Origin of the sequence: Bacillus sp. T3 (assembly GCF_033449965.1) — a bacterium.
Lineage (GTDB): Bacteria > Bacillota > Bacilli > Bacillales > Cytobacillaceae > Bacillus_BU.
This window is the reverse complement of the sequence record NZ_CP137761.1, coordinates 2,622,002-2,645,610: the sequence shown is the minus strand read 5'-3', so window position 1 is coordinate 2,645,610 and position 23,609 is coordinate 2,622,002. Positions and strand designations below refer to the sequence as shown.

Below are 23,609 nucleotides of genomic sequence, written 5' to 3'. Positions count from 1 at the left end.
GTAACGTGAAAATTTTCTTTTTTTAAAGGATTTATAAGGTGTTATACAGAAATGAGATTGATAATGTTTTTTTAGAATAACTTAAAGTGTTTTCCTAAGGCGGGAAGTTCATGGACGATATCAGAGAAAGCGGTGTACTAAATGATTGAGTACTATATTGACGGTTCGACGAAGGATCAAATGATCGGAGTTGGGATCGTAAAAGTAAATGAATATGGTTTTATTGAAAAATATCATTTTAACGTTGAGCACATCAATCCTTCTTCAAATATTGCAGAAGGGTACTCTCTAGAAAAGACATTTGAAATGATTAAGCAAAATGACCTCCATAAAAATGAACTCATAGATATATATACTGATTGTCAAAAACTTCATCAAATCCTTCTTTATAATGGAAAAATCGAATTTTCGAATAGCCAATACTTCGCGAAACAGGAAGCTAATCAATACTTCCAACATATTAGAAATCTTTACATCGATTTAATATCCCAATTTTCAAATTACCCGTTATATCATTGAGAAAAGACAAAACAGCCACGGCCTCTTATCAAAATTTATTATCAAGACGAGGCTAAAGATAAAAAGTATCTGCAATATGCTCATGAATTAAGTCGCGAATATATCAAAGAAGAATCTAAATCCATTAGAGTGGAATCTAAACCCATAAAAGAGGAGCATAAACCCATTAAAGATGAATCTAAACCCATTAAAGATGAATCTAAACCCATAAATGTAGCGCTTAAAGCAAAAAGAGAGAATGATACGTGGTACATATTGAATAATAATAAGGTAATAGCAGAAAACAAGCGGCCAATTATTGCGTTGGCACATGCCTTAAGCCAACTAGACCGTAAAACAAACCAAATAAAGCTATGTCACAACTTAACCACTATTGTAAAAAATACAAAGAAAACGAAACTAACGAATGCAACAATGAAAAGCGCAATGAAAATAATTGAAAAATACAGTTTATAATACCAAAAAAGTGCCAGTTTTCGTCAATTAAGATGAAACCTGGCACTTTTTTCTTATTCATATAGTAACGTAAATGCTTTATTTCTCTTTTTCCATCACGGCGAAATAATTTTGTTCATTATCAGCAAAGTTAAAAACTCTGGCACCTGGAAGATGGACAATATCGCCAACTGTTACATCTTTACTTTTGTAATCTTCATATAGTTGGTCGAGATTATCAGTGACAAACATTAACGAAGGAGTATTAAGATTCATATCTGGGTTCATGCTGGCAACGAATTCCTTATTGTGGAGGACAATGCTCGTTTCTGCATTAGGTGAAGGAGCCAATTCGATTGCTTTTATTCCTTCTCCGAGTTCTTGTTCAGAAATCACGTGAAACCCAAATTTTTCTGTCCAAAATTTCGCTGTCTCTTCTTGATTTTGGACATACACCATAACCTGACCCAAATTTGTAATCATTTTATCACTCCAATTCATGTTAGATGTCTTTTAACAAACACTTACAAATTATTATTCCATATGGCCTTTGTATGATTCAAGGGTACTTAGTCTACTTTCTTTAAAAATGGGGACCAAGTTGAAGGACTCTAATGGAATAATCTTGTTATCATTGAGGGAATACGTTCATACAAAAAACGATGACACTAATTTTAGTGTCATCGTTTTTTTTAAGCTTCTGAATCTATATACTTTACGATTCTTTCACATATTTCATGTGTGATAAGGGAATCCTCCATCGATGGACTTGGCATTTTGTTATTTTGGACGCAATCAATGAAATAATCCGTTATCTGATAGAATCCACGTTTATATAGAGTTGGTTCCCAGTCCCCAAATTTCGTGATGCTAGTTTTTTTATTATGATAATGTGTTGTTTCAACTAAGCTGTTTACTACATATTTATCGAGGCCAGTGTGATACTCGATTGTTTCTTCCGTCACACCGCTATTTCGGTTCATTATTCCGATAGCCAAACAGCCTTCACCGATGAGTTGAATCACTAATTGATTCAATTTTTCTCCAGACTTTTGGAACTCAATCTTAACATCCTTAACTTCTGTATCCATTAAAAATCTCAGTGTATCCACTACGTGTACAAAATCATCAATAACAAATCTTCTAACAAAGTCTGGAGCTGCGAACCGATTTTTTTGCATAAGGATGAGATTTGCTTTCCCATGCTGTTTTAGTTCATTCACCATCGGAATAAATCTTCGATTGAAGCCAACCATCGCAATTTTACCACTATGTTTTGCTAGTTTAACGATTTTTTCAGTTTCGAGAAAATTCATTGAGATTGGTTTGTCTATGTAAGTGTTAATACCGTTTTGTAACAATGTTTCTGCTATCTGATAATGCGCGTCTGTTGCAGCACTTAGGATGGCAGCATCGATTCCTAAAGAGATCAGTTCGTCAACAGTCTGAACTTTTTCCTTGATTCGATATTTTTTTGAAAGGGTGTTAAGCGTTTCTTCATTCCTTGTACATAGCACTAGTTCAATTCCTTCTTTTTCCGAAAGGACCGGCAAGTACGCTTTCTTTGCAATATCACCTAAGCCAATGATTCCGATTTTCATATTCGTCACCTCACGACAATGTTAAAACTACAGAAGTTTTTGGAATTCAATGTATTTAGTCATTTTACTACTAATGGCGTTGATTTGAAATGTTTTTAAAATAATAATATGAATATCTGAGATGTAATGTAAAAAAGCACATGGAGTCCCATGTGCCCAAACTACAAAATACAATGATTATTTTCTTAAAACCGGTACCCATATTTCGCTCTTAAATGTACGCGAGCTGGTATCCTTGTGTTCATTCCATAAGATTTCAGGACCTTCGGCAATCTCATAATTAGAAGAAGGAAACCACTCAGAATAGATTCGGCCCCACACATTTTGTAGGGTTTCAGGAAATGGTCCAACGGCTTCAAAAACGGCCCAGGTTGATTTGTTAACCTCCAGTGAAGCGAATTCCTCAGGGCAATCCGAGGAGGTTGACACACCAATATAATGGTCTAACTCACCTTTTTCCTCCATCCGGCCCTCTGAAAAATTGGTGGATGCACTAATGATTCCAATTGGTTCAACATTTGATAATTTTTTTAGCTTATCGATTTTTTCCATCGTTAAACTTGCCCACATTGCTGCAATTTCCGGATTAACGCCGTTGAAGACGATTGGCACTCTTTTCTTAAGCCCTATGATGCGAAAGGCATCTTTTTCGACGATACGATAATTCATTTCTGTTCCTCCTCTAATCGTTAACTGGAAGGTCATTGGTGGAAATGCCTTTAGCTGATGATCGCTATTTCTTGCTTCAGTTGGAGTGATTCCATGCAAGCTCTGAAAGGCTCGGGTAAATGAATCGGCAGAGTTGTAGCCGAATTTTACGGCAACATCAATTACCCTTTTATCGCTATCCTTGAGTTCAAACGCTGCAAGGGTGAGCCGTCTGCGCCGTATATATTCGGACAACGAAATTCCCGCAAGGAAAGAAAACATTCTTTTAAAGTGATATTCTGAGCAACAAGCCAATCTCGCAACCTTTTTATAATCAATACCATCTGTAAGATGATCTTCTATATATAGTAGCGCAGCATTCATGTTCTTTAGCAAATCCATTTAGTCGACCTCCTTCATCAAAAGAATAACAGGTGTTGAATTGATCCATCCGACATTTTGTGCACAAATATGTAGGCTATTATAAATAGAAATTTAGATGATGGATTGGGAATAGTCAACCTGACGTCTGCAATAGGGGAAATTAAAGATAAGTTACTCATGTCTACCTTATAAAATTATGAAATCATTTAATGAAAACAAGTCACCTAATCGCCATATGTATAATTTGTGAAATATATGGTTCGTATGAAAAGTATGATTTATCCTACAAGTAGGAGGCGATTATATTATGATGAATCATGGTAAAATTTTCGGAACAACAAGTGTAGGAGAACGAGGTCAGGTTGTGATTCCGGCCGAAGCACGAGAAGAGCTAAATATTCAACCCGGAGAAAAATTCGTCGTCTTTGGCGATGCGCGTAAAGGCACAGTCATTTTGGTTAAATCTGAAATTATGAACAAGTTTGCAAACTTCTTCTTCAACAAATCAAAACGTTTTGAAAAAATCGCTCAAGAGATTTTTGATAAAACGGAAGAAAAAGAAGACGAAGAGCAAGAGTAATGAGCATTTGTAGAAAAGGAGAAACGGTATGCGTGAAATCGCCCGCTTAATCCGCAACAAGAGATTTCGCAAAACGAGCCTGATGTTCTTTCGTTTTATGCTCCAGTTTTGGTGGCTTGGGAAAACGAAAAGATTTATGTCTCACGAGAAAAAAGAACGAAAGTATCATGATCTTTATCTTTCTCAGGCTAATCAATTTACTGCACTAGCTATAGAAATGGGTGGGCTAATCATCAAGCTTGGCCAATTTGTCAGCTCGCGCGTCGATATTTTACCTAAGGAATATACGGATACACTTTCAAAGCTTCAGGATTCTGTTTCACCGGTAGATACGAAAGCGATTATTCATAGAATAGAGCAAGAACAGTCAAAATCGATTATGGATGTTTTTGCAAGCTTTGATCAAAGCCCTGTTGCTGCTGCATCCTTAGGCCAGGTTCATAAAGCAACCCTTGCCGATGGAACAAAGGTTGCCGTGAAAGTAATGAGACCTGGGATCGAAGAAATTGTTACACTGGACCTAGCAACGTTAAGAGTGTTGATTGCGTTTGCCCGTCGCTTCACCAAAGTAGGAAAGTTTGTAGATTTAAAGGATGTTTATGAGGAATTTGAAGATGTGATCACGCTAGAGCTAGATTATGAGAAGGAAGCACAGCACATTGAAAAGTTTCGTGAAAATTTTACAGGCTTTCCAGGGGTCACGGTCCCGGAGGTTTATGGCGACTACTCATCTAGTAAAATGCTCGTGATGGAATTTATCGATGGAGTAAAAATTAATGAAATTGACGCGCTTGATGAAGCAGGGATCAATAAACATAAACTAGCAAAAATACTCTATCTTTCCTATTTACAGCAATTACTTGAGGATGGTTTTTTCCATGCCGATCCACATCCAGGCAATATTTTAGTTAAAAAAGATGGGACAATTGCTTATATTGATTTTGGGATGGTTGGAAATATCTCTGATTCAATGAAGGAAAATATGTTTAAACTGGCGATGTCGGTCTATTTAAAGGATAGCAATGGGGTCGTTGATTCGCTTGATGACCTTGGCTTTTTAAGAAAGCACGCCGATAAAGCTGCTTTAGGTAAAAATGTTAAGGTTTTACTAGAAAACTTCACTGGTAATGGCTTTGATGTGAAAAAGCTCAATAATGACGATTTCCTTGAGGAAATGCGAGATTTCCTTTATCAGCAGCCGTTTCAAATTCCATCTCGAACAACCTTTTTAGGCAAGGCCATCATTACAGTGTTTAGTATTTGTATGGGCTTGGATTCCAAGTTTGATTTAATCTCTTTGGCAAAACCATACGTCGAGGATATGATGAAAAGTGAGGGAAGCAACGTCGGTAAGGATACGATTTTGGATGAAGTAAAGGATACGGTATTGAAAATTCTCCCTACTTCGAAGAAAATCTTTTCTGCGATTGATCAACTGGAATCCGGCGAGCTACGTGTCCGTCCTTCGGTTGCCTTTGAGAACAAAATCATGGCGCAACAAGATGCTAATAATAAAAAGCTCATCTTTGCTATTTTTGGAATGGGCCTCGTTATCGCCGGAACCCAGGTGCTTGACTACAGATTTGATATTGGCGTTGGTCTAATGGTCTTCGGTTCGTTGATCACCCTCGTTCAGGCGATGCGGAAAACGCAGACGAGACGGAGAAGAAGAGCACCCCATGGAAAAATGGTAATGAAATAAAAGTTTTATAGATTGTTATTCTCGGAAAAACTGCTCAGAAAACGGGGCAGTTTTTTCTTTATGCTGAACGCCGTTAGGATCTCCTAACATTGAGTTAACTCTTACGGACACAAAATGGAATACATTCAAGAATAATATAAGTGCAATTTAAACGTCTACCCATCATGGTTAGATGTTTTTTGTGTGGGGAACATTAAAGGGTCTCATCCATTTAAGAAAGATTTACTAAAGAAAAGACTTGAGGGTGAAATAAAAGTGGGAAGAGTGGAAAATAGGCAACAACGAAAATCATCAAAGAATATATGGAAGCACTTGCGAACAATCCCTATCAAAAAGGTATTAATCGCTGGCGCGGCAATCATCATGATTGGATTACTTGTCGTGAATCTTTTTATTTGGACCAGTGATGTTAGTAAATTAGATAAACCAGCGCCGCAGCCCACCATTATTTATGATAAAAATGGTCGTATTGCGAGTAAAATTGCCTCTTCGAACATAGAAGGTATTAATATTAATCAAATACCAAAACATATGATTTATGCTGTCGTGGCAACAGAGGATCAGCAGTTTTATAAGCATAATGGAGTTAATTATCTCGGCATTGTACGTGCTTTGACTCAGAACATGATAAGTGGTGAAGTTGTCGCAGGAGGCAGCACCATCACACAGCAGCTTGCAAAAAACGCTTTTTTAACGCATGAACGAACATATACAAGGAAAATAAAAGAACTCATTTTAACGAAGAAAATTGAACGAACCTATTCAAAGGAAGAAATACTGGAACGATACTTAAACCAGATTTATTTTGGCGAAGGGGCATGGGGTATTCAGACTGCAGCCAGAACCTATTTTGGTAAAGATGCGAATGAATTGACAATCGGTGAGTCTGCGATGCTGGCCGGATTAATCAAAGCACCATCAGTATTGTCTCCTGTTAAAAAAATGGAAAAGTCGATCGAACGAAGAAATCTAGTCTTGTCCTTAATGGAGAAGGAAGGCTATATTACGCAAAAGGATGTTGAACAGGCAAAAGCAGAAACGGTGGTCCTAAAAGGAAAAGCGAATGATGAATATAAAGGAAAATATCCACATTACGTCGATTATATTATTGAAGAAGCCATCAAAAAATATGGTCTTACAGAAAATGAGATCCTTTCAGGTGGACTTCATATTTACACTGAATTAAATCCAACCATTCAAACTTCAGCCGAGCAGGTGTATCAGAACGAAGAAATGTTTCCAGTTAGTACACCAGATCAATTGGTGCAGAGCGGGGCTGTTTTTATTAATCCTTCAACAGGAGGAATCAACGCTTTAGTTGGCGGGAGAGGAGAGCATGTTTTTCGCGGCTTTAATCATGCGACTCAACTGAAGCGTCAGCCGGGATCTACGATGAAGCCATTGGCTGTTTATACTCCAGCATTGGAACAAGGATATGAAATTTTCGATAAGCTGAAGGATTCTCCACTAGATATTAATGGATATAGGCCTATGAATTATGACCGGACGTTCAGCGGTGAGGTGACAATGTATGAAGCATTGATCAAATCCTTAAACGTACCGCCAGTATGGTTGTTACAGCAAATGGGCTTGAATGCGGGGACCAGTGCCGTTGAGCGCTTTGGAATATCGTTAACGGAGGAAGACTACACCCCTAGTTTAGCTCTAGGTGGAATGAGTGAGGGAGTGTCGCCGTTATTGATGGCACAAGCGTTTTCTGCTTTCCCGAATAACGGAGAAATGGTCGCCGCGCATTCCATTGTAAAAATTGAAGATGCTGATCGCGAAGTCATCGCGAAATGGAAGCAAACAGCTACAAAAGTAACAGAACCGAACGTGGCCCAAAAAATGACCTATATGCTAAAAGGGGTCGTCGAAGAAGGTACTGGTAAGAGCGCGAAAGTTCAAGGGTTAGAAATAGCCGGAAAGACCGGCACGACCGAGCTTCCTTTTGCCAATACAAGTGGGACAAAGGACCATTGGTTTGTCGGCTATTCTCCAGAAGTTGTTGGCGCAGTTTGGTTAGGCTATGATCAGACGGATGAAAATCACTATTTGTCTGGATCAAGTGGAGCAACAGTGACAAAGATTTTTAAAGAAGTTATGACAGGATCAATGTCGGAATTCTCTAAAGAGAAATTTGATTTGTCACTGGTAGAAAAGCAAATCCAAGCTCGTTTGAAGGAAGAAGAAAAGAATCGTAAAAAGGAAAATGAGAAGAATAGAGAAGACGAAGATTCGAAGGATGACAAAAAAGAAAAAGAGTATGAAAAAGGTCGACAAAAAGAAGAGAAGAAGCACGACAAAGAAAAAGGCAAAGGAAAACAGGATGACTAAACAAAAGCACAATCCACATAGTTGGGATTGTGCTTTCATGTTGTTTAGGTAGGTTTCAATTATCACTCGGAATGTGACAGAAATATATCATCGGCTAATAGAACACAAGAATGTTCTAATAAAAGGCGGTAATCATCTAATAGAACGAGAAAATTATCTAATAAAACCCAGAAATCGGCTAATAAGAAGCAAGAATCAGCAAATTAACCCTGAAAACCCAATACGCAGGATTTGTAACCAAGCCTTACGAATCTATTTTCATCTCACCTTTAGGTGTGCCTCTTAGCTTCACTGTTTTTAATAAAAAGATTGCTGTCATCAGGAGCGAAATGCCCCCAAATAAGACGCTCATTAGCTGTAAGCCCATTAAATCTAGCAGGAATCCAGTAATCAATAAGACGATTTGGAAGGTGACCCGATCGAGCATATTGCGAAACGAAAAGAACCGCCCATGAAATTCCTTTGGTACCATTGTTTGAAAAATCGTGGCAGCAGTTGGAAAGAAAGAGCCCACGGATAAGCCAAACAGTACAAACGCCAACAAGGTGACAACCTGGCTTTCGGCAAAGAAAAGCATCATTTGTGATATTCCGATGCAAATGGCCGTCCCAAACAAAATAACGTATTCCGAAACGTTATCACTAATTTTTTTAATAAAAAATGCCCCAATCATAAAGGCAATTCCTTCTGTTGTGTAAATCAAGCCTTTAATCGCAGCGCTATCCTGTATTTCGCTAATATTGATAATAACAAGGTTAATGCCACCTAAAAACAGACATGGGACAAGTGTCATAATTAGCGTCATATAGACAACTGGGAGGCGCTTAATGATCGGAAAGACATCCTTAAAGCTCGTTTTAGTTGCTTTTTCCTTTACAGTTGGCAATTTATCATTCTGGTCTTCGATATTTAAGAACATGGTCAAAATAAATAAACCAAGATATGCCACTAGGGAGGTTACATAGACGATAGACAGTGGTACGATGACTAACAATAGTCCCGCAAGAGCTGTTCCGGCAATCCGCGATAAGGTTGAAACGTTCATATGAATCCCGTTCATTTGAATCAAGTCCTTATCGGCGACAACGAGAGGAATCGCTGCTTGCAGCGCAGGAAAATAGAAGGCTGCTGAGATTTGCAGTAAAACGAGAAAAACAATCATCCACCAAATCGACCCAGGTTGCCAAAGCAATTAGCATGAAGATGACACTAATCATTCGAATAAAGCCAGCTATAAGCATGACGGTTTTTTTATTTGTTTGATCTGTCATTCGGCCAGCATATGGACCGACAATAATTCCTGCTAACAATCCAGGTACAGAGGAGTAACGATTTTAAGAAATCAGAAGGTATTTTCTCTTGCATAAACTCTAAATTCCCAATTATTCCAAGCCAAAGTCCGACCCAGGCTATAAATTCTCCTATTAATATAATCCAAACATTTCTGTTACGCAGCATGTGTTGTGCCTCTCATTCTTTTTCGATTACTTAGCAATATTACTATAATAATTGAATAAGTGTTATGTTGAAAGGGGATTAATGAAAATAATTATCATTTAAATTAAATATCAGAAAAAATAGAAATTTTAGAAAATAATATTTCCAGAAGAACAAAATTGTAATAAGATTTACTTATAAATAGGCTATGTTAAAGAATTTATGTTATGTGAACGTTCTGTTGATTGGAGTGGAAAGGGAGCACCTGGAGCGGAAATCAACAGACAAATTTAACAGTGCCTATAATATAAAAGGGGGGATTTTATTGGTTTGGCTTTTTACACTTTTAATTTTCATTTCATTTATTATGGGATTACTAAATGCTCCATCTTGGATCATGTTTATAGTATTTATTATTTTCATCGCGGCTGTCATGTATATGACATTGTATCCGGCGCTCTATGAAAAAAATATCGATAAAATAATGAACTACCTAAAGAAATCAAAGAACGAACACAACCAATTTTTGTTCCATTTGTACTGTGGTAATTTGGCAGAAGCTGAGAAGGCTGTTAAAACAATCAAAAATGAACAACTCCAACATTTCGCTAATATGGCACTACTTATCAATCAAAATAAACTTACCGAAGCGAAAAAGTATCTCCCAAAGTTAATGGATAACGAATTCAAATCATACTATTGCGCAATGTTAGCATTAAAAGATAATGATCTTACAACGTTTGAAGAGAATCTAGCTAACATTAAGGATCCGCTACACCGTTCCTATCTTGATATTGAAAAGCTAATGCATTCTGGAAAAAAACAAGAGGCATTCGCTATGCTTGAAGAACAAATAAGGAAGTTAAGAGGCTTGAAACTATTATCAGCCGTTCAGTATAAAAAAGAAATGGAACAAAAGGTAGCATAATAGAGATGCTTACGAATGAGGCTCACGTGAAAAAATCCCAAAAAAAGGCACCGACCAAGTTTTAATTGGAAGGTGCCTTTTCATGTTAATTGGGATGCGATTACATATGCACGCTCCCATTAGAAGTTAAAGAAATAGAGCCAATCGCTCACAATTCCTAAAAAAATCAATTAGTATCAGCCCCACCTACGCTGAATACCCTGATGACCACCGATGTCATCCTTCCCACTATTAGTATATTTGAAAACGCTTTCATAATCAAGTGATTCTGATGAAAATAAAGCCAAATTGCCAGAAATTCGTTCGACAGAAAGGAACAAATTAGCATGCTTAAGGTCGAAACTGATGAAGGGGAGTATCAGTTTTATATAAGGGGATAGAGCAAGGAACCCTGATAAAACGCAAGCTGTTTGCTGTTCTTGGTTGATCAGGGTTTCAGTTGGGAGATGAGGTTATTAAAGCGACGTGTTTAATATCTTTTTCTTTTTGAGGAGCCTGGGATCCCTATTTCTTCTCTGTATTTTGCAACGGTTCGGCGTGAAATAAGAATTCCGTACTTTTCTAAAAGTAGCACTAGCTGTTGATCGGAATAGGGTTTTAACCTATTTTCCTTTTCGACTAATGCTCTGATTTTCTCTTTAATACAAGTAGAGGATTCTGTTTCTAGTCCATTGGTGGTGTTCAGCCCACTCGTAAACAAGCTGCGTAGTAAAAAGATTCCGTGTGGTGTTTGAATATATTTATTGCTGGTTGCCCGGCTAATCGTTGATTCATGATAACCTAATTGCTCTGAAATATCCTTTAATGTCATTGGTTTTAATCCGCTTAACCCCATTTTAAAAAAGTCAGATTGTTTTGCAACGATTACCTGAGTTACTTTAAGAAGTGTACGATTTCTTTGGGTCAGGCTATTCATTAATATCATGGCTTCATGATATTTTTCCTTTAAAAAATCATTCGCGCCGTCCATTTCACTAGAATTCAAACCATAATATTGGTTAATCTTGAGTTCAGGTATTAAATTGTCATTTACGATGATTTTATAGTCATCGTTAAGTCTTTTTACGGTTATGTCTGGAGTCACGTAATGAGTCATTTCATAATTGAATTCACTACATGGACGTGGGTTAAGCGTCTTGATGAAATCCTCCGCCTCCTGCACCTTATGAATGTCAACACTTAGAGATTTTGCGATTTTTCGATAATTCTTTGAGGCTAGATCGTCTAGGTGATTTTTTACGATAGGAGCAGCTAATGGATGAGCATCACATCGTTTGCTAATTTGCAGAAGTAGACATTGTGGTAAATTTCTAGTTCCTACTCCAATTGGGTCAAGTGATTGAAGAATACCGATAACCTGTTCCATTTCTGATAAAGAAACCTCGAAAATTCTCGCAGCAATGGCAGGTTCTATTTCTAAATATCCAAGATGATTAATATTTCCTATTAAAAAAGAAAGCATCTTTTCTTTTGTAGGATCCATGTCAGGCAACATCATAACTTGTTCCATTAAATGCTGTTCAAGTGAAGTTTGTTGGGTAGCGTAGTGTAGGATAGGATCAAATTTCTGATTTTGATTAGCTGTATTTTTAGTTTGATGAAGTCCAGCAATAGAAATCCAACGTTCCTTAACCTCTAAGACAGGATTTTCAACAACCTGTTGCTGAAGATAATCGACGAGCTCAAATGTTGAATATTGAAGGATATTTATTGATTGGCTCAATTCTTGAGTCAATGTCAGATTCTGTGTTTGTTTTTGTGATAATTCCATTCTTAAATTCATTTACCTCACCTATTCTTTTGATCATTTTGTCGAAATTATTTGAATCATGCTATTGACTTAATCTTACCCGTAATTGTGGCGGATTCAAGTGTGATGTTAGGAAATCTAACATTGTAAATAGTGGCGCAAGAAAAGCCTCCACTGCAAAATGCATGGAGGCTTCGGATATTTAATCTCGATATTTCTTCATTTTCCGAACAACAGAGGGCTGGCTGATTCCGAGCAGTTTAGCCATATCATAACTTGACTTACATTGCTTAGCCGCCTTCGTAAATAAAAGTTTCTCAACCTTTTCCAGAACGGTCTTCAAATCAAATTCATCGCCAATAACTTGTTCGAGCTCAGATCCTGTGGCACCATCAGGTTCCCGGTCTCCAATAATGGAAGAAGGGAGGGTAGAAGGGAAAATAATATTTTCCTCAGTTGTTAGAACAAGTCGCTCAATAATATTTTCCAGTTCACGGACATTTCCTGGCCAACTATATTGAATGAGTATTTCATAGGTGGAGGCATGGAGACGTTTCCTCGTTCCGTATTTGTTATTTATTAGTTCGAGATAGTGATTTATTAAGAAGGTTATGTCCTCTTTTCGCTCCCGTAACGGTGGGATTTGGAGCGGAATCACGTTCAGACGGTAATATAAATCTAGTCGGAAGGTACCTGTTTGGACCATTTCCTCTAAATTTTGATTGGTTGCTGTAACAAGGCGAAAATCAACATGGCGTTCGCGATTGCCACCAAGTCTCATAAACTTCTTTTCCTGCAGTACCTTTAAAAGTTTAACCTGCATGGCTAACGGGAGTTCACCTATTTCATCCAAAAAAAGTGTTCCATTGTGCGCTTGCTCAATGAGCCCTTGTTTTCCTTGCCTTTGGGCACCAGTAAAAGTTCCTGTTTCATAACCAAACATTTCTGATTCGAACAACGTTTCAGGAATGGTGCTACAGTTGACTTCAATAAACGGTTCTTTATGACGCCCGCTTTGGTTGTGAAGCTGGCGAGCGAACATACTTTTACCAACCCCAGATTCCCCTAATAGCAACACTGTCGCGTCCGTTTCGGCGACCCGCTGAATCGTTTTGACTACTTGATCCATTTCCTTATTACGGTACAGGATGCCAACTTCTTTGCCACGGAGCTCCTCGACTTCAGTCTGGTATCCTTTTAATTTTCGTTCTAATTGTTCATACCGATCCTGTAAATTACTAATCTCTGTTTGGTCTTGTGAATAGCTGAGAACAAATAGGAGCTTACCATTTTGATCAAATAACGGATAGCCGGTTGTCATGATGATTTTTCCAGGTACGTGTATTTTGCATGATTTCCATTTTCTTTTTTCTCTTAACACCATCACAGTAATTGAAGGGGTAAGCACGCCTTCATCTTGAAGCTGATAAACGGTTTTTCCTTTATATTGTTCCGGAGTAATCCCATATATCGACCAATGGATTGGGTTGGAATGGACAATGTAGCCCAAGGCATCAGCAATCGTAATATTATTATTCGAAGTTTCAATAATCAGGTCCAAAAGCATTTTATCAACAGATTTTTGCAAATTTACCACTCCTTTTTTCTTGAAAATAATATTATTCCCGATGTGGTGATTCAAATATAAATCATAAAAGGGTTTACAATCAAGAAATGAATCACAAAAGTAGTAAAATGATTCATTTTTGAATCATTTTCGAGTTCATCCACCTTAAAAACCCTGATTTTACAGCAAATCAACTTTGGCATGATGTTTGCTAGTAAGTTAGTAAAGGCAAACAAATACAAGAAAGGTCGTGTCGTATATGTTAAAAGATGTTACATTAGCTCAGGAATTAGTTGAATTAGATAAAAAGCACTTTATGCATCCCACATCCTCAATCGCTCAACAACAGGAACACGGACCAAGCTTTATTTTTACTGAAGGAAAAGGCGTGTTCTTAACCGATATTTCAGGAAAAAAAGTGATCGATGGAATGTCCTCGCTTTGGAATGTCAACATTGGCCATGGAAATAAGGAGCTCGCTCAGGTGGCATATGACCAAATGGCAAAGCTCGCATTCAATTCTTGCTTTTCAACTCTCAGTAATGAGCCAGCGATTCGCCTAGCAGCAAAGATCGCTTCTCTAGCACCTGGTGATCTAAACGCTGTGTTCTTTACATCTGGTGGTTCAGAGTCAAATGATACGGCATTTAAACTAGCGCGCCATTATTGGATTTTAAAGGGTCAACCAAACCGCCAAAAAATTATCTCTCGTCAAAAGTCCTATCACGGTGTGGCAATGGGGGCAACAAGTGCTACAGGATTAAAGCCATTCCGAGATTTCACTAATTCATTAGCGCCGGATTTCTATTATGTTGATGGTTCCTCGATAGAGGCATTGAGACAAGCGATTGAACTAGAGGGACCTGAAACAATCGCCGCCTTCATTACAGAGCCTGTCCAAGGAGCCGGTGGAGTCAATATAGCACCTGAAGGCTATCTGCAAGGGGTTCGAAGCATTTGTGATGAATACGGAATTTTAATGATTACAGATGAAGTCATTACCGGATTTGGCCGAACTGGCACGTTTTTCGGAATCGAGCACTACGGAATCGTTCCCGATATGATGAGCTTTGCTAAAGGGGTTACGAGTGGATACTCACAGCTGGGTGGCGTTGTGTTATCCGATAAAATGCACCAGGATTTCATTCAGCTTTCGAAGGATACTCTGCTCCATGGCTACACTTACAGCGGACATCCAACTGCCTGTGCTGTTGCTTTGAAAAATATTGAAATTATCGAACGCGACAATCTGGTTGAAAACTCCAAAAATATGGGGGCGGAAATGCTGAAGGGCTTCCAGTACCTTCAAGAAAAGCATTCCATTGTCGGAGATGTGAGAGCACTTGGTTTAATGGGTGGCATTCAACTCGTGAAGGATAAGGAGACAGGTGAAGGCTTTGAAAAGATTCTTTCTCCAAAAATCGTATCAGAAGCTGCAAAACGAGGTCTAATCATCCGTGCTGTAACCTTTGACCAGGACACACTCGTGTTTGCCCCACCGTTAATCATTTCGAAAGAAGAAATCGCACAAATGATTGAAATATTAGATGAAACGTTAACAGCGGTAGAGCAAGAGCTAGCTAAAGGATCCCTGTCGCTCTAAAGCTTTTTCAGAAGATTACATCCAAACCTTGAGGGTAAATGCTTTTCAATACGCTCGAGTTTTAAAAATGTCAGATATTTTTAGATTAATTGTCCCATTGTCTATTAAAATAGCTATTTTCTCTTGAAAATATATAAATTTTTGTGAAGAAAACGGCTTTTTTAAGAAATAAAGTTGATTTTTAAAAAAGATGAGAGTGTTTTATGCACGTTATCTAGTCGATATGCACGTCTATATGTGGATATGATACAAGTTCAAAAATATATGATACAACTTTTCAAATATATGCACGACTTTTGAAATTTATGATATAACTTTTGAAATTTATGCACATTTAGATGTGAATATGCACGCCAAAGTGGAAATATGCACGTTTAGATGTAACCATGGACACCAAAGTGGAAGGCAGTCGCGTCTTTTAGCTGATGCTTCGGCCCGAATAGGTTCCTTATTGAATTAGCTTCAATCAAATAGACTTCTCCAAATAAAAAACCAAGGAGTGTTGACCATGATTATTGGAATCCCTACGGAAATTAAAAATAATGAAAATCGTGTTGGTATTACCCCAGCCGGTGTTACAGACTTCGTGAAAAATGGGCATGAAATTTGGATTGAGACTGGAGCCGGTACGGGAAGTGGCTTTAGCGATCAGGATTATATCAAAGTTGGTGCGAAAATCGTACCATCAGCATCCGAAGTATGGAGTGCAGATATGGTGATGAAAGTAAAAGAGCCGTTGCCTTCAGAGTATCAATATTTTCGCAAAGGCTTGATCCTCTTCACCTACTTACATCTTGCACCAGAACCAGAATTGACACAGGCGCTAATAGATAGCAATGTAGTAGCCATTGCCTATGAAACAGTACAGCTTGATAATGGGGCACTTCCATTACTAACACCGATGAGTGAGGTTGCTGGTCGAATGGCCGTTCAAATCGGAGCGCAGTATCTTGAAAAGCATAAAGGTGGAAAAGGGATTTTGTTAGGTGGTGTACCAGGGGTAGAGCCTGCTGAAGTCACGATTATTGGCGGTGGAATTGTGGGAACGAATGCTGCAAAGATGGCGATTGGCTTAGGTGCAAAGGTTACGATTCTTGATACGAATGTGGACCGACTTCGCCAGCTTGATGATTTGTTCCAAGGAAAGCTAAACACACTCATGTCCAATAGCTATAATATCGCTGCCGCTGTTAAAAAAGCGGACCTGCTTATCGGCGCGGTTCTCATTCTGGGTGCACGCGCACCGCGAATAGTTACGGAAGACATGATTAAAACGATGCAATCAGGCTCAGTCGTTGTGGATGTAGCGATCGACCAAGGTGGATCAATCGAGACAATTGATCATATTACAACCCATAGTGAGCCTACCTATGAAAAGTTCGGTGTGATCCACTATGCAGTTGCGAATATTCCTGGGGCTGTCGCTCGAACATCAACGATCGCGCTAACGAATGTGACTGTTCCGTACGGAGTTCAAATCGCAAATAAAGGGTACGTTGATGCCGCAAAGGATAATCCAGCCATCGCCAAAGGAATCAATGTTCTCAATGGGAATGTTACTTATGAATCTGTCGCAAAAGCACATGGATATCCATATATTCCAGTTGAGAGCATTTTTTCAAAAAAAATTGTGAATGTATAAGTGCAAGGCGTAAGTAAGTGAATCCTTACTTACGCCATATTCCCCACCCTGAATATCTTTAAAAAAAGAAAAACTATTAAGAGAGGAAATTTGATGAATAGACCACGTTTATGGACGAAGGATTTCTTGATTAATTCATTAACAAATTTCTTTATTTACTTAACTTACTATTTGTTAATGATGGTCATGACTGTATTTGCTGTCAAATATTTTGCAGCCTCACCAAGTCAGGCAGGGCTAGCATCAGGAATTTTCATCGTCGGGGCCCTTGTTGGCCGATTGTTTGCAGGAAAATTGATCGAGATTGTCGGCATGAAGAGAATGCTGTATATAGGACTTACTTTATTCTTAATTACTACCTTATTATATTTTGTCGTTAATAGTTTGGCATTTTTGTTTGTTGTTCGCTTTTTACACGGAGCAGGATTTGGTGTGGCTTCTACAGCTACTGGTACCATTATCTCGTTGATTATCCCAGACGAACGGCGCGGTGAAGGGACAGGCTATTATGCGATGAGCACCACACTCGCCTCAGCGATTGGTCCTTTTATCGGGATGTACCTATCACGATTTGACCAATTTAATCTGATTTTCATCATGTGTACCGCCGTCTTACTAATTTGTTTTCTCTCCTCTTTTTTCTTAAAAGTACCGAAGCTTCCGAAATCAAATGAATATATTGTCAACTTGAAGAGTTTCCAATTGACTAATTTCATTGAACCAAAAGCATTGCCGATTGCCCTTATCAGTGTGTTGATGGGCTTTAGCTACTCAGCAGTTCTAAGCTTTTTAACCTCTTATACATTTGAGATTGGGCTGGTTGAGGCCGGCAGCTTTTTCTTCATCGTTTATGCGTTATTCATTTTAATTTCTAGACCATTTACTGGCCTTTGGTTTGATAAAAAGGGTGAAAACTTTGTGATGTACCCAGCCTTCGTTATTTTTTCAATTGGTTTATGGATTTTAAGCCAGGCACAACATGGTTTGCTTTTATTAATCGCCGCAGCCTTGATTGGAATAGGGTTTGGTACGTTTATGTCTAGTGCCCAAGCAATATCTGTCAAAGTAGCCCCACGACAACGGATCGGCTTAGCGACCTCGACATTCTTTGTCTTTATCGATGGAGGAATTGGCTTTGGTCCATATTTGTTAGGCTTCTTTATTCCACTGGTCGGGTTGAGAGGGATTTATGTCATTGCTGCCATAGTTGGATTTGCTTGTACCTTCTTATACTTTACACTTCATGGAAGAAAGTCCGAGCGAAAGGACGGCGTTCCACACATTACGATGAGACAAAGTTGAATTTGTAAGATAATCTCACTGAAAATATCTGTTAGATTATCTAACATGTAATTGGAATAATTTGAATATTCGTGATAACCTCGAAAAAGTAAGAGCTAGGGCATATTTTGTAGAATAAGATAAACAGCAATTTAAGTAGATTTGAAGTCTATAATCCTATGTTACAAAAGAATCTATCAACAATTGATAAACAATCTTACATGAATGACTGTAAACATTCGTGTTAGTAAAAACATTTATTGGGGGAATGGAAATGAAAAAAGTATTGAATTTGTTTTTGTTGGTCACGTTATTGGCGGGGATTCTGGCTGGATGTGGCGGAAGTAGTGAAAAAAGCTCAACCAGCGCATCCGCGGATAAAAAAGATACGCTACAAAAGGCGAAAGAAAAAGGGGTATTGGTGGTAGGATCCTCAAATGATGCGCCATTTGCCTATATTGACAAGGACACAAAGGAATTTACAGGGATTGATGCGGAGATCATTAAGGAAGTCGCCAAGCGTTTAGGGATTCCTAAGGTTGAAATGAAAGAAGTTAAGTTTGAGAATCTATTACTAGAGTTGAACAATGGTAGCATTGATATGGTCACAGATGGAATGTACCGCAAGCCTGAACGAGAGAAAATCGCTCTTTTCACAGATATTTGGTACCAACAGGGTGAAGCATTAGTCGTTCCAAAAGATTCAACAATTAAGGGAATTGAAGATTTGAAAGGGAAAAAAGTTGGGGCACAAAAAGGGGTAACCTTTTTAGAACTGGCTCAAAATCTTCAAAAAGAAGGCAAAATTGGCAGTGTTGAAATTTATGGGTCATCAGCTGATCTACTGTTAGCAGCGAATACGGGCAAAATCGATGCAACGTTAACAGATGGTGTGGTCGCAGCTTACACGATTAAACAGGATCCAACCTTAAGTCTAAAAATCGTTTCACCATATAAAGCGCAAGCAACAGGAAAGATTGCCGCATCAGCTCGCAAAGAGGACAAGACATTGGTTGAAGCGGTTAACAAGGAAATGGCGAAAATGAAGGAAGACGGCTTTATTTTAGAAGTATTGAAAAAGTATGGGTTAAATGAAGATTATGTCTATGAGGAAAAAGAATAACTTTGGTAAAACCATCAGTATAGTTGGATAAACTGAAAAGAGGTGTTTCAAATGAATGTTATTGAAAATTTGGATTTCACGACGGCATCGGCAGATCTTCTGCCGATCCTGGTTGAAGGAATGTGGATTGCGATTAAAGCAACAATCAGCGGTTTTGCCTTAGCGATAGTGCTCGGAGTGTTCATTGCGCTTGGGCGGATTTCAAAATCAAAACTATTAAACGGTATACTAGTATTTTTTCTAGAAATTGTTCGCGGAACCCCACTGCTCGTACAACTTGTTTATATGTACTATGTTGTCCCGTTATTGATTGAGCTATTTGTTCAAGTTTGGAACCCGGAATTTCAGTTTACAATTAGTCCATTTATGGCTGGGATGTTAGGGCTCGGAATTAACTACGGTTCCTATTTATCAGAAGTAATACGGTCATCCATTTTATCGGTCGACAAAGGTCAAAACGAAGCAGCCCTGGCACTAGGCTATACAAAACGTCAATCGATGTGGTCCATCATTATGCCGCAAGCAACCAGATCTTCTATTCCTGTCTTAGGCAATTATCTAGTCATGATGATAAAGGATACTTCTTTGTTAGCTTTTATCACAGTTAATGAATTACTCCTACGAACACAATCCTACGCTTCTCAGACATTTTTAACAATCGAATCCTATACACTTTTAGCACTAGCTTATTTAATAATTAGTTTACCAATGGCACAAATTATACGATTGCTGGAACGGAGGTTATTAAAACATGCATGAGGTGATGATCGAGGTTACAGAATTGCACAAGTCGTTTGGGAAAAATGAGATTTTAAAAGGAATCGACTTTAAGGTTACAAAAGGCGAAAAGGTGGTCATCATCGGGCCATCCGGTTCAGGGAAATCGACTTTGCTCAGGTGTCTGAATTTTCTTGAAACACCTTCGACGGGCTTTGTGAAGGTCGAGGGCGAGTATTTCGTGGAACCATCGAAAAAATATAATGAAAAGCACGTCGCAAAATTAAGAACAGAGATTGGCATGGTCTTTCAAAGATTTAATCTTTTCCCAACCATGACTGCATTAGAAAATGTCATGGCCGCTCAAATGAAAATCCGGAAAAAGTCGAAGGAGGAAGCTCGGAAAACAGCGGAGCGCTATTTGCGAAAGGTTGGATTAATTGATCGAATGAATCATTATCCAAGTCAGCTTTCAGGAGGACAGCAGCAACGTGTAGCGATTGCAAGAGCCCTTGCAATGGAACCAAAGGTGATGTTGTTTGATGAAGCGACCTCGGCTCTTGATCCTGAACTTGTTGGGGAAGTATTAAATGTTATGAAGGAGCTTGCAGAAGAAGGCATGACCATGGTCATCGTGACACACGAAATGAAATTTGCTGAGGATATCGGAGATCGCATCATTTTTATGGACAAGGGGATTATCGTAGAAGAAGGTCATCCAAAGCAATTGTTCCACCACCCTAAGCATGAACGGACCCGATCGTTTATTAAAAAAGTAGAGCATCCAGAAGCTGTGACTGATTCAGATGCGAGTGACGAGACACTTGTTGGGATCGGAATGCGCAAGGAAAAAGGTCGTATGTCTTCTCTATTAAAAGAAAAGACTTCAAATTTATAGAAGATACGTTGTTTAATATTTGAGATGAAACGAGGTTATTTGATAAACTTTTCTCGAATCTAAATTTTTAATAGGAAAGGAGTATTGAAATGACTGCAAAACAAACATATTTATCAGAATCATCTGTAGATAAAGATGGATTATCGGTTATTCCTGTCATCAATCCAGCAAATGGAGAGGTCATTGCAACCGTGCCGAACGGTGGTGCGGCTGAAGCAAGACAAGCAGTCGACGCGGCATATGGAGCATTGCCAGCTTGGTCAAAAAAAACAGCTGCTGAACGCGGCGAAATATTAAATAAATGGTACAGATTAATGGATGAAAATAAAGAAGAGATTGCAAAAATCATGACACGCGAGCAGGGTAAACCGTTTAAAGAAGCATTGGGTGAGGTGGCCTATGCGAATAGTTTTATTTCATGGTATGCGGAAGAAGGAAAGCGGATTTACGGAGAAACGATTCCTGCTTCTCATGAAGACAAACGAATATTGGTGTTAAAACAACCAGTCGGTGTCATTGCCGCAATTACACCTTGGAATTTTCCAGCTGCAATGATCACACGCAAAGTTGCACCAGCGTTAGCGGCAGGTTGTACGGCAGTTGTGAAGCCAGCCGAACAAACGCCATTAACGGCGTTGAAATTAGTCCAATTAGCGGCAGAGGCTGGAATTCCAGATGGTGTTTTGCAAATCGTTACCGGTGATCCAAAAGCAATTGGGGAAGCATGGCTAGAGGATCCACGAGTTCGCAAAATCACTTTTACTGGTTCAACTGAAGTCGGAAAAATCCTGATGCGCGGTGCGGCAGAGACGGTTAAAAAGGTTTCATTGGAGTTAGGTGGGCACGCGCCATTTATCGTATTTGATGATGCGAATCTTGATAAGGCAGTTGCTGGAGCAATTGCTTCGAAATTTAGAAATGCCAGGACAAACTTGTGTTTGTGCGAACCGAATCTTCGTCCAGGAATCGATTGCTGATGCTTTTAGCGAAAAATACATTGAGGCTGTTAGAGAAATGAAAATTGGTGATGGCATGGAGGAAGGTGTTGTGGTCGGGCCATTGATTGATGGGGAGGCGTTGAAGAAAGTCGAAGGGCAAATTGCCGATGCATTGGAAAAAGGCGGTACTGTTAAGACTGGAGGAAAGCGACTTTCCTTGAACGGGGGTTATTTCTTTGAACCGACCGTGCTGCTTGATGCTAGTGATGATATGGTCTGCATGAACGAGGAGACATTTGGACCGCTAGCGCCAATTGCAACCTTCAAAAGTGCTGAGGAGGTTGTTCAGCGAGCTAACAATACGCCATTCGGTTTAGCGGCATACGTCTTTACTCAAAACCTGAGCCGGGCTTTGAAGGTAAGTGAACAGTTGGAGTATGGGATTGTCGGCTTAAATGATGGGTTGCCGTCAGTTGCCCAGGCGCCATTTGGCGGATTTAAGCAAAGTGGACTAGGCCGCGAGGGTGGTCATCATGGGATTGAAGAGTTTTTGGAAACAAAGTTTATTTCTATTTCGTTGGATTGAGTTTTTATGTCGCACGAAGTTGGTTGATCAAGAGGCTGGGGAGCAATAGATCCTCAGTCTTTTATTTTGCTATTTTCTGGTTGATGATGCGAATACTTTAAATATATTTGAGGTTTGTGATTTTGTTTGATGGAATGGTCTTGTATCGGCCAAACAGAAGCAGCCAAAGTGCTGAACTGTCCGATAGAAAGGCTGTATCGGTCAAACTGGAGCGGCCAAGTCGCCGAACAGTCCGATAGAAAGGCTGTATCGGTCAAACTGGTGCGGCCAAGTCGCCGAATTGTCCGATAGAAAAGCTGTATCGGCCAAACTGAAGTAGCCAAGTCGCCGAACTGTCCGATAGAAAGGCTGTATCGGACAAACTGAAGCAGCCAAAGCGCTGAACTGTCCGATAGAAAGGCTGTATCGGACAAACTGAAGCAGCCAAGTCGCCGAACTGTCCGATAAATTCGAACCCACGCCAATAAAAAAAGAAGCACGAGAACCCTCATGCTTCCTTGCTAAATTAATGTTCTCCTTCGGTGAAGATTTGGAAGGTGATGCCGAATTTGTCTGTGACGATGCCGTAGCCTGGGCTAAAGAAGGTTTCCTGAAATGGCATTTTTACCTCACCGCCTTCAAGGAGTGCTTCGTAAATTTGCTTTGATTTGTCAGCGTCTTTTACTGTAATACAAATCGTTACTTGGTTGCCGCTTTGGCTTTGTTGACCTGGAAAATTATCTGAGAACATTAAATCAGATTCGCCAATTTTAATCATCGCATGTGAAACTAAATTCTTTGCTTCCTCCGGTAAAGGAAACTCAGGATTTTCCGGCATTTCACCAAAGGTCTGATTGAAAAGGACCTCCGCACCTAAAACCTTTGAATAAAATTGAATTGCCTCATTTGCATTTCCATTCATCATTAAATACGGGCTCAATCGCAATGTCATGT

General features: G+C 39.1%; 18 protein-coding genes and 2 pseudogenes. 13 read left to right on the top strand and 7 right to left on the bottom strand.

Annotation, left to right across the window (positions count from 1 at the left end):
• Positions 1-141: 141 nt before the first annotated feature.
• Positions 142-519 carry a hypothetical protein gene (locus tag RGF10_RS13625; RefSeq protein WP_318502871.1) on the top strand — a complete coding sequence of 126 codons (378 nt, stop codon included), beginning with the start codon at positions 142-144 and terminating at the stop codon, positions 517-519.
• A gap of 255 nt (positions 520-774) precedes the next feature.
• Positions 775-975 carry a hypothetical protein gene (locus RGF10_RS13620; protein WP_318502869.1) on the top strand — a complete coding sequence of 67 codons (201 nt, stop codon included), beginning with the start codon at positions 775-777 and terminating at the stop codon, positions 973-975.
• Positions 976-1,053: 78 nt separating this feature from the next.
• On the opposite strand, the gene RGF10_RS13615 is transcribed toward RGF10_RS13620, so the two are convergent.
• The 3 genes from RGF10_RS13615 to RGF10_RS13605 form a co-directional block, all read right to left on the bottom strand.
• A complete protein-coding gene (locus RGF10_RS13615; protein ID WP_318502867.1) occupies positions 1,054-1,437 on the bottom strand; it encodes a VOC family protein in 384 nt (127 codons plus the stop codon).
• A gap of 209 nt (positions 1,438-1,646) precedes the next feature.
• Positions 1,647-2,555 (bottom strand): Gfo/Idh/MocA family protein, encoded by a 909-nt coding sequence (locus RGF10_RS13610; protein ID WP_318502865.1) that lies wholly within the window; start codon positions 2,553-2,555, stop codon positions 1,647-1,649.
• Positions 2,556-2,732: 177 nt separating this feature from the next.
• Complete coding sequence (locus tag RGF10_RS13605; RefSeq protein ID WP_318502863.1) at positions 2,733-3,605, bottom strand: AraC family transcriptional regulator; 873 nt, start codon at positions 3,603-3,605, stop codon at positions 2,733-2,735.
• 289 nt (positions 3,606-3,894) lie between these two features.
• On the opposite strand from RGF10_RS13605, the gene RGF10_RS13600 reads away from it, so the two are divergent.
• From RGF10_RS13600 to RGF10_RS13590, 3 genes are all read left to right on the top strand, one after another.
• Positions 3,895-4,167 carry an AbrB/MazE/SpoVT family DNA-binding domain-containing protein gene (locus RGF10_RS13600; RefSeq protein WP_318502861.1) on the top strand — a complete coding sequence of 91 codons (273 nt, stop codon included), beginning with the start codon at positions 3,895-3,897 and terminating at the stop codon, positions 4,165-4,167.
• A 28-nt stretch (positions 4,168-4,195) separates the two neighbouring features.
• Positions 4,196-5,869 carry an ABC1 kinase family protein gene (locus RGF10_RS13595; protein WP_318502859.1) on the top strand — a complete coding sequence of 558 codons (1,674 nt, stop codon included), beginning with the start codon at positions 4,196-4,198 and terminating at the stop codon, positions 5,867-5,869.
• Positions 5,870-6,169: 300 nt separating this feature from the next.
• Positions 6,170-8,206 (top strand): transglycosylase domain-containing protein, encoded by a 2,037-nt coding sequence (locus RGF10_RS13590; protein ID WP_412176732.1) that lies wholly within the window; start codon positions 6,170-6,172, stop codon positions 8,204-8,206.
• Positions 8,207-8,450: 244 nt separating this feature from the next.
• Here the strand turns inward: RGF10_RS13590 and RGF10_RS13585 are convergent.
• Positions 8,451-9,664, bottom strand: a pseudogene (locus tag RGF10_RS13585) (MFS transporter).
• Positions 9,665-9,968: 304 nt separating this feature from the next.
• On the opposite strand from RGF10_RS13585, the gene RGF10_RS13580 reads away from it, so the two are divergent.
• Positions 9,969-10,571 (top strand): hypothetical protein, encoded by a 603-nt coding sequence (locus RGF10_RS13580; protein WP_318502853.1) that lies wholly within the window; start codon positions 9,969-9,971, stop codon positions 10,569-10,571.
• A gap of 469 nt (positions 10,572-11,040) precedes the next feature.
• On the opposite strand, the gene rpoN is transcribed toward RGF10_RS13580, so the two are convergent.
• Together rpoN and RGF10_RS13570 are read right to left on the bottom strand one after the other, a co-directional pair.
• Complete coding sequence (rpoN, locus tag RGF10_RS13575) at positions 11,041-12,354, bottom strand: RNA polymerase factor sigma-54 (RefSeq protein ID WP_318502851.1); 1,314 nt, start codon at positions 12,352-12,354, stop codon at positions 11,041-11,043.
• 169 nt (positions 12,355-12,523) lie between these two features.
• The gene (locus tag RGF10_RS13570; protein WP_318502849.1) at positions 12,524-13,909 is read right to left on the bottom strand and encodes a sigma-54 interaction domain-containing protein; all 1,386 of its coding nucleotides are present in this window, start codon (positions 13,907-13,909) and stop codon (positions 12,524-12,526) included.
• A gap of 238 nt (positions 13,910-14,147) precedes the next feature.
• On the opposite strand from RGF10_RS13570, the gene RGF10_RS13565 reads away from it, so the two are divergent.
• The 7 genes and pseudogenes from RGF10_RS13565 to RGF10_RS13535 all read left to right on the top strand — a co-directional run bounded on the left by RGF10_RS13565 (position 14,148) and on the right by RGF10_RS13535 (position 22,676).
• On the top strand, positions 14,148-15,491 hold the full coding sequence (locus RGF10_RS13565; RefSeq protein ID WP_318502847.1) for an aminotransferase family protein: 1,344 nt from the start codon (positions 14,148-14,150) through the stop codon (positions 15,489-15,491).
• 508 nt (positions 15,492-15,999) lie between these two features.
• Complete coding sequence (gene ald, locus RGF10_RS13560) at positions 16,000-17,133, top strand: alanine dehydrogenase (RefSeq protein WP_318502845.1); 1,134 nt, start codon at positions 16,000-16,002, stop codon at positions 17,131-17,133.
• A gap of 93 nt (positions 17,134-17,226) precedes the next feature.
• Positions 17,227-18,435, top strand: a complete 1,209-nt coding sequence (locus RGF10_RS13555; protein WP_318502843.1) for an MFS transporter — start codon at positions 17,227-17,229, stop codon at positions 18,433-18,435.
• Between the two features lie 253 nt (positions 18,436-18,688).
• The gene (locus tag RGF10_RS13550; protein ID WP_318502841.1) at positions 18,689-19,537 is read left to right on the top strand and encodes a substrate-binding periplasmic protein; all 849 of its coding nucleotides are present in this window, start codon (positions 18,689-18,691) and stop codon (positions 19,535-19,537) included.
• A 51-nt stretch (positions 19,538-19,588) separates the two neighbouring features.
• On the top strand, positions 19,589-20,296 hold the full coding sequence (locus RGF10_RS13545) for an amino acid ABC transporter permease (RefSeq protein ID WP_318502839.1): 708 nt from the start codon (positions 19,589-19,591) through the stop codon (positions 20,294-20,296).
• The gene (locus RGF10_RS13540; RefSeq protein WP_318502837.1) at positions 20,289-21,152 is read left to right on the top strand and encodes an amino acid ABC transporter ATP-binding protein; all 864 of its coding nucleotides are present in this window, start codon (positions 20,289-20,291) and stop codon (positions 21,150-21,152) included. The genes RGF10_RS13545 and RGF10_RS13540 overlap by 8 nt, the downstream gene beginning before the upstream one ends.
• An 89-nt stretch (positions 21,153-21,241) precedes the next feature.
• Positions 21,242-22,676, top strand: a pseudogene (locus RGF10_RS13535) (NAD-dependent succinate-semialdehyde dehydrogenase).
• 505 nt (positions 22,677-23,181) lie between these two features.
• Here RGF10_RS13535 and RGF10_RS13530 read toward each other — a convergent pair.
• Positions 23,182-23,607, bottom strand: coding sequence for a VOC family protein (locus RGF10_RS13530; protein WP_318502835.1), 426 nt, complete (start codon positions 23,605-23,607; stop codon positions 23,182-23,184).
• Positions 23,608-23,609: the final 2 nt, after the last annotated feature.

Coding starts and splice junctions, on each gene's coding strand:
- RGF10_RS13625 (WP_318502871.1), top strand. CDS start 142: ATGATTGAGTACTATATTGACGGTTCGACGAAGGATCAAATGATCGGA.
- RGF10_RS13615 (WP_318502867.1), bottom strand. CDS start 1,437: ATGATTACAAATTTGGGTCAGGTTATGGTGTATGTCCAAAATCAAGAA.
- RGF10_RS13610 (WP_318502865.1), bottom strand. CDS start 2,555: ATGAAAATCGGAATCATTGGCTTAGGTGATATTGCAAAGAAAGCGTAC.
- RGF10_RS13605 (WP_318502863.1), bottom strand. CDS start 3,605: ATGGATTTGCTAAAGAACATGAATGCTGCGCTACTATATATAGAAGAT.
- RGF10_RS13600 (WP_318502861.1), top strand. CDS start 3,895: ATGATGAATCATGGTAAAATTTTCGGAACAACAAGTGTAGGAGAACGA.
- RGF10_RS13595 (WP_318502859.1), top strand. CDS start 4,196: ATGCGTGAAATCGCCCGCTTAATCCGCAACAAGAGATTTCGCAAAACG.
- rpoN (WP_318502851.1), bottom strand. CDS start 12,354: ATGAATTTAAGAATGGAATTATCACAAAAACAAACACAGAATCTGACA.
- RGF10_RS13565 (WP_318502847.1), top strand. CDS start 14,148: ATGTTAAAAGATGTTACATTAGCTCAGGAATTAGTTGAATTAGATAAA.
- ald (WP_318502845.1), top strand. CDS start 16,000: ATGATTATTGGAATCCCTACGGAAATTAAAAATAATGAAAATCGTGTT.
- RGF10_RS13555 (WP_318502843.1), top strand. CDS start 17,227: ATGAATAGACCACGTTTATGGACGAAGGATTTCTTGATTAATTCATTA.
- RGF10_RS13550 (WP_318502841.1), top strand. CDS start 18,689: ATGAAAAAAGTATTGAATTTGTTTTTGTTGGTCACGTTATTGGCGGGG.
- RGF10_RS13545 (WP_318502839.1), top strand. CDS start 19,589: ATGAATGTTATTGAAAATTTGGATTTCACGACGGCATCGGCAGATCTT.
- RGF10_RS13540 (WP_318502837.1), top strand. CDS start 20,289: ATGCATGAGGTGATGATCGAGGTTACAGAATTGCACAAGTCGTTTGGG.
- RGF10_RS13530 (WP_318502835.1), bottom strand. CDS start 23,607: ATGACATTGCGATTGAGCCCGTATTTAATGATGAATGGAAATGCAAAT.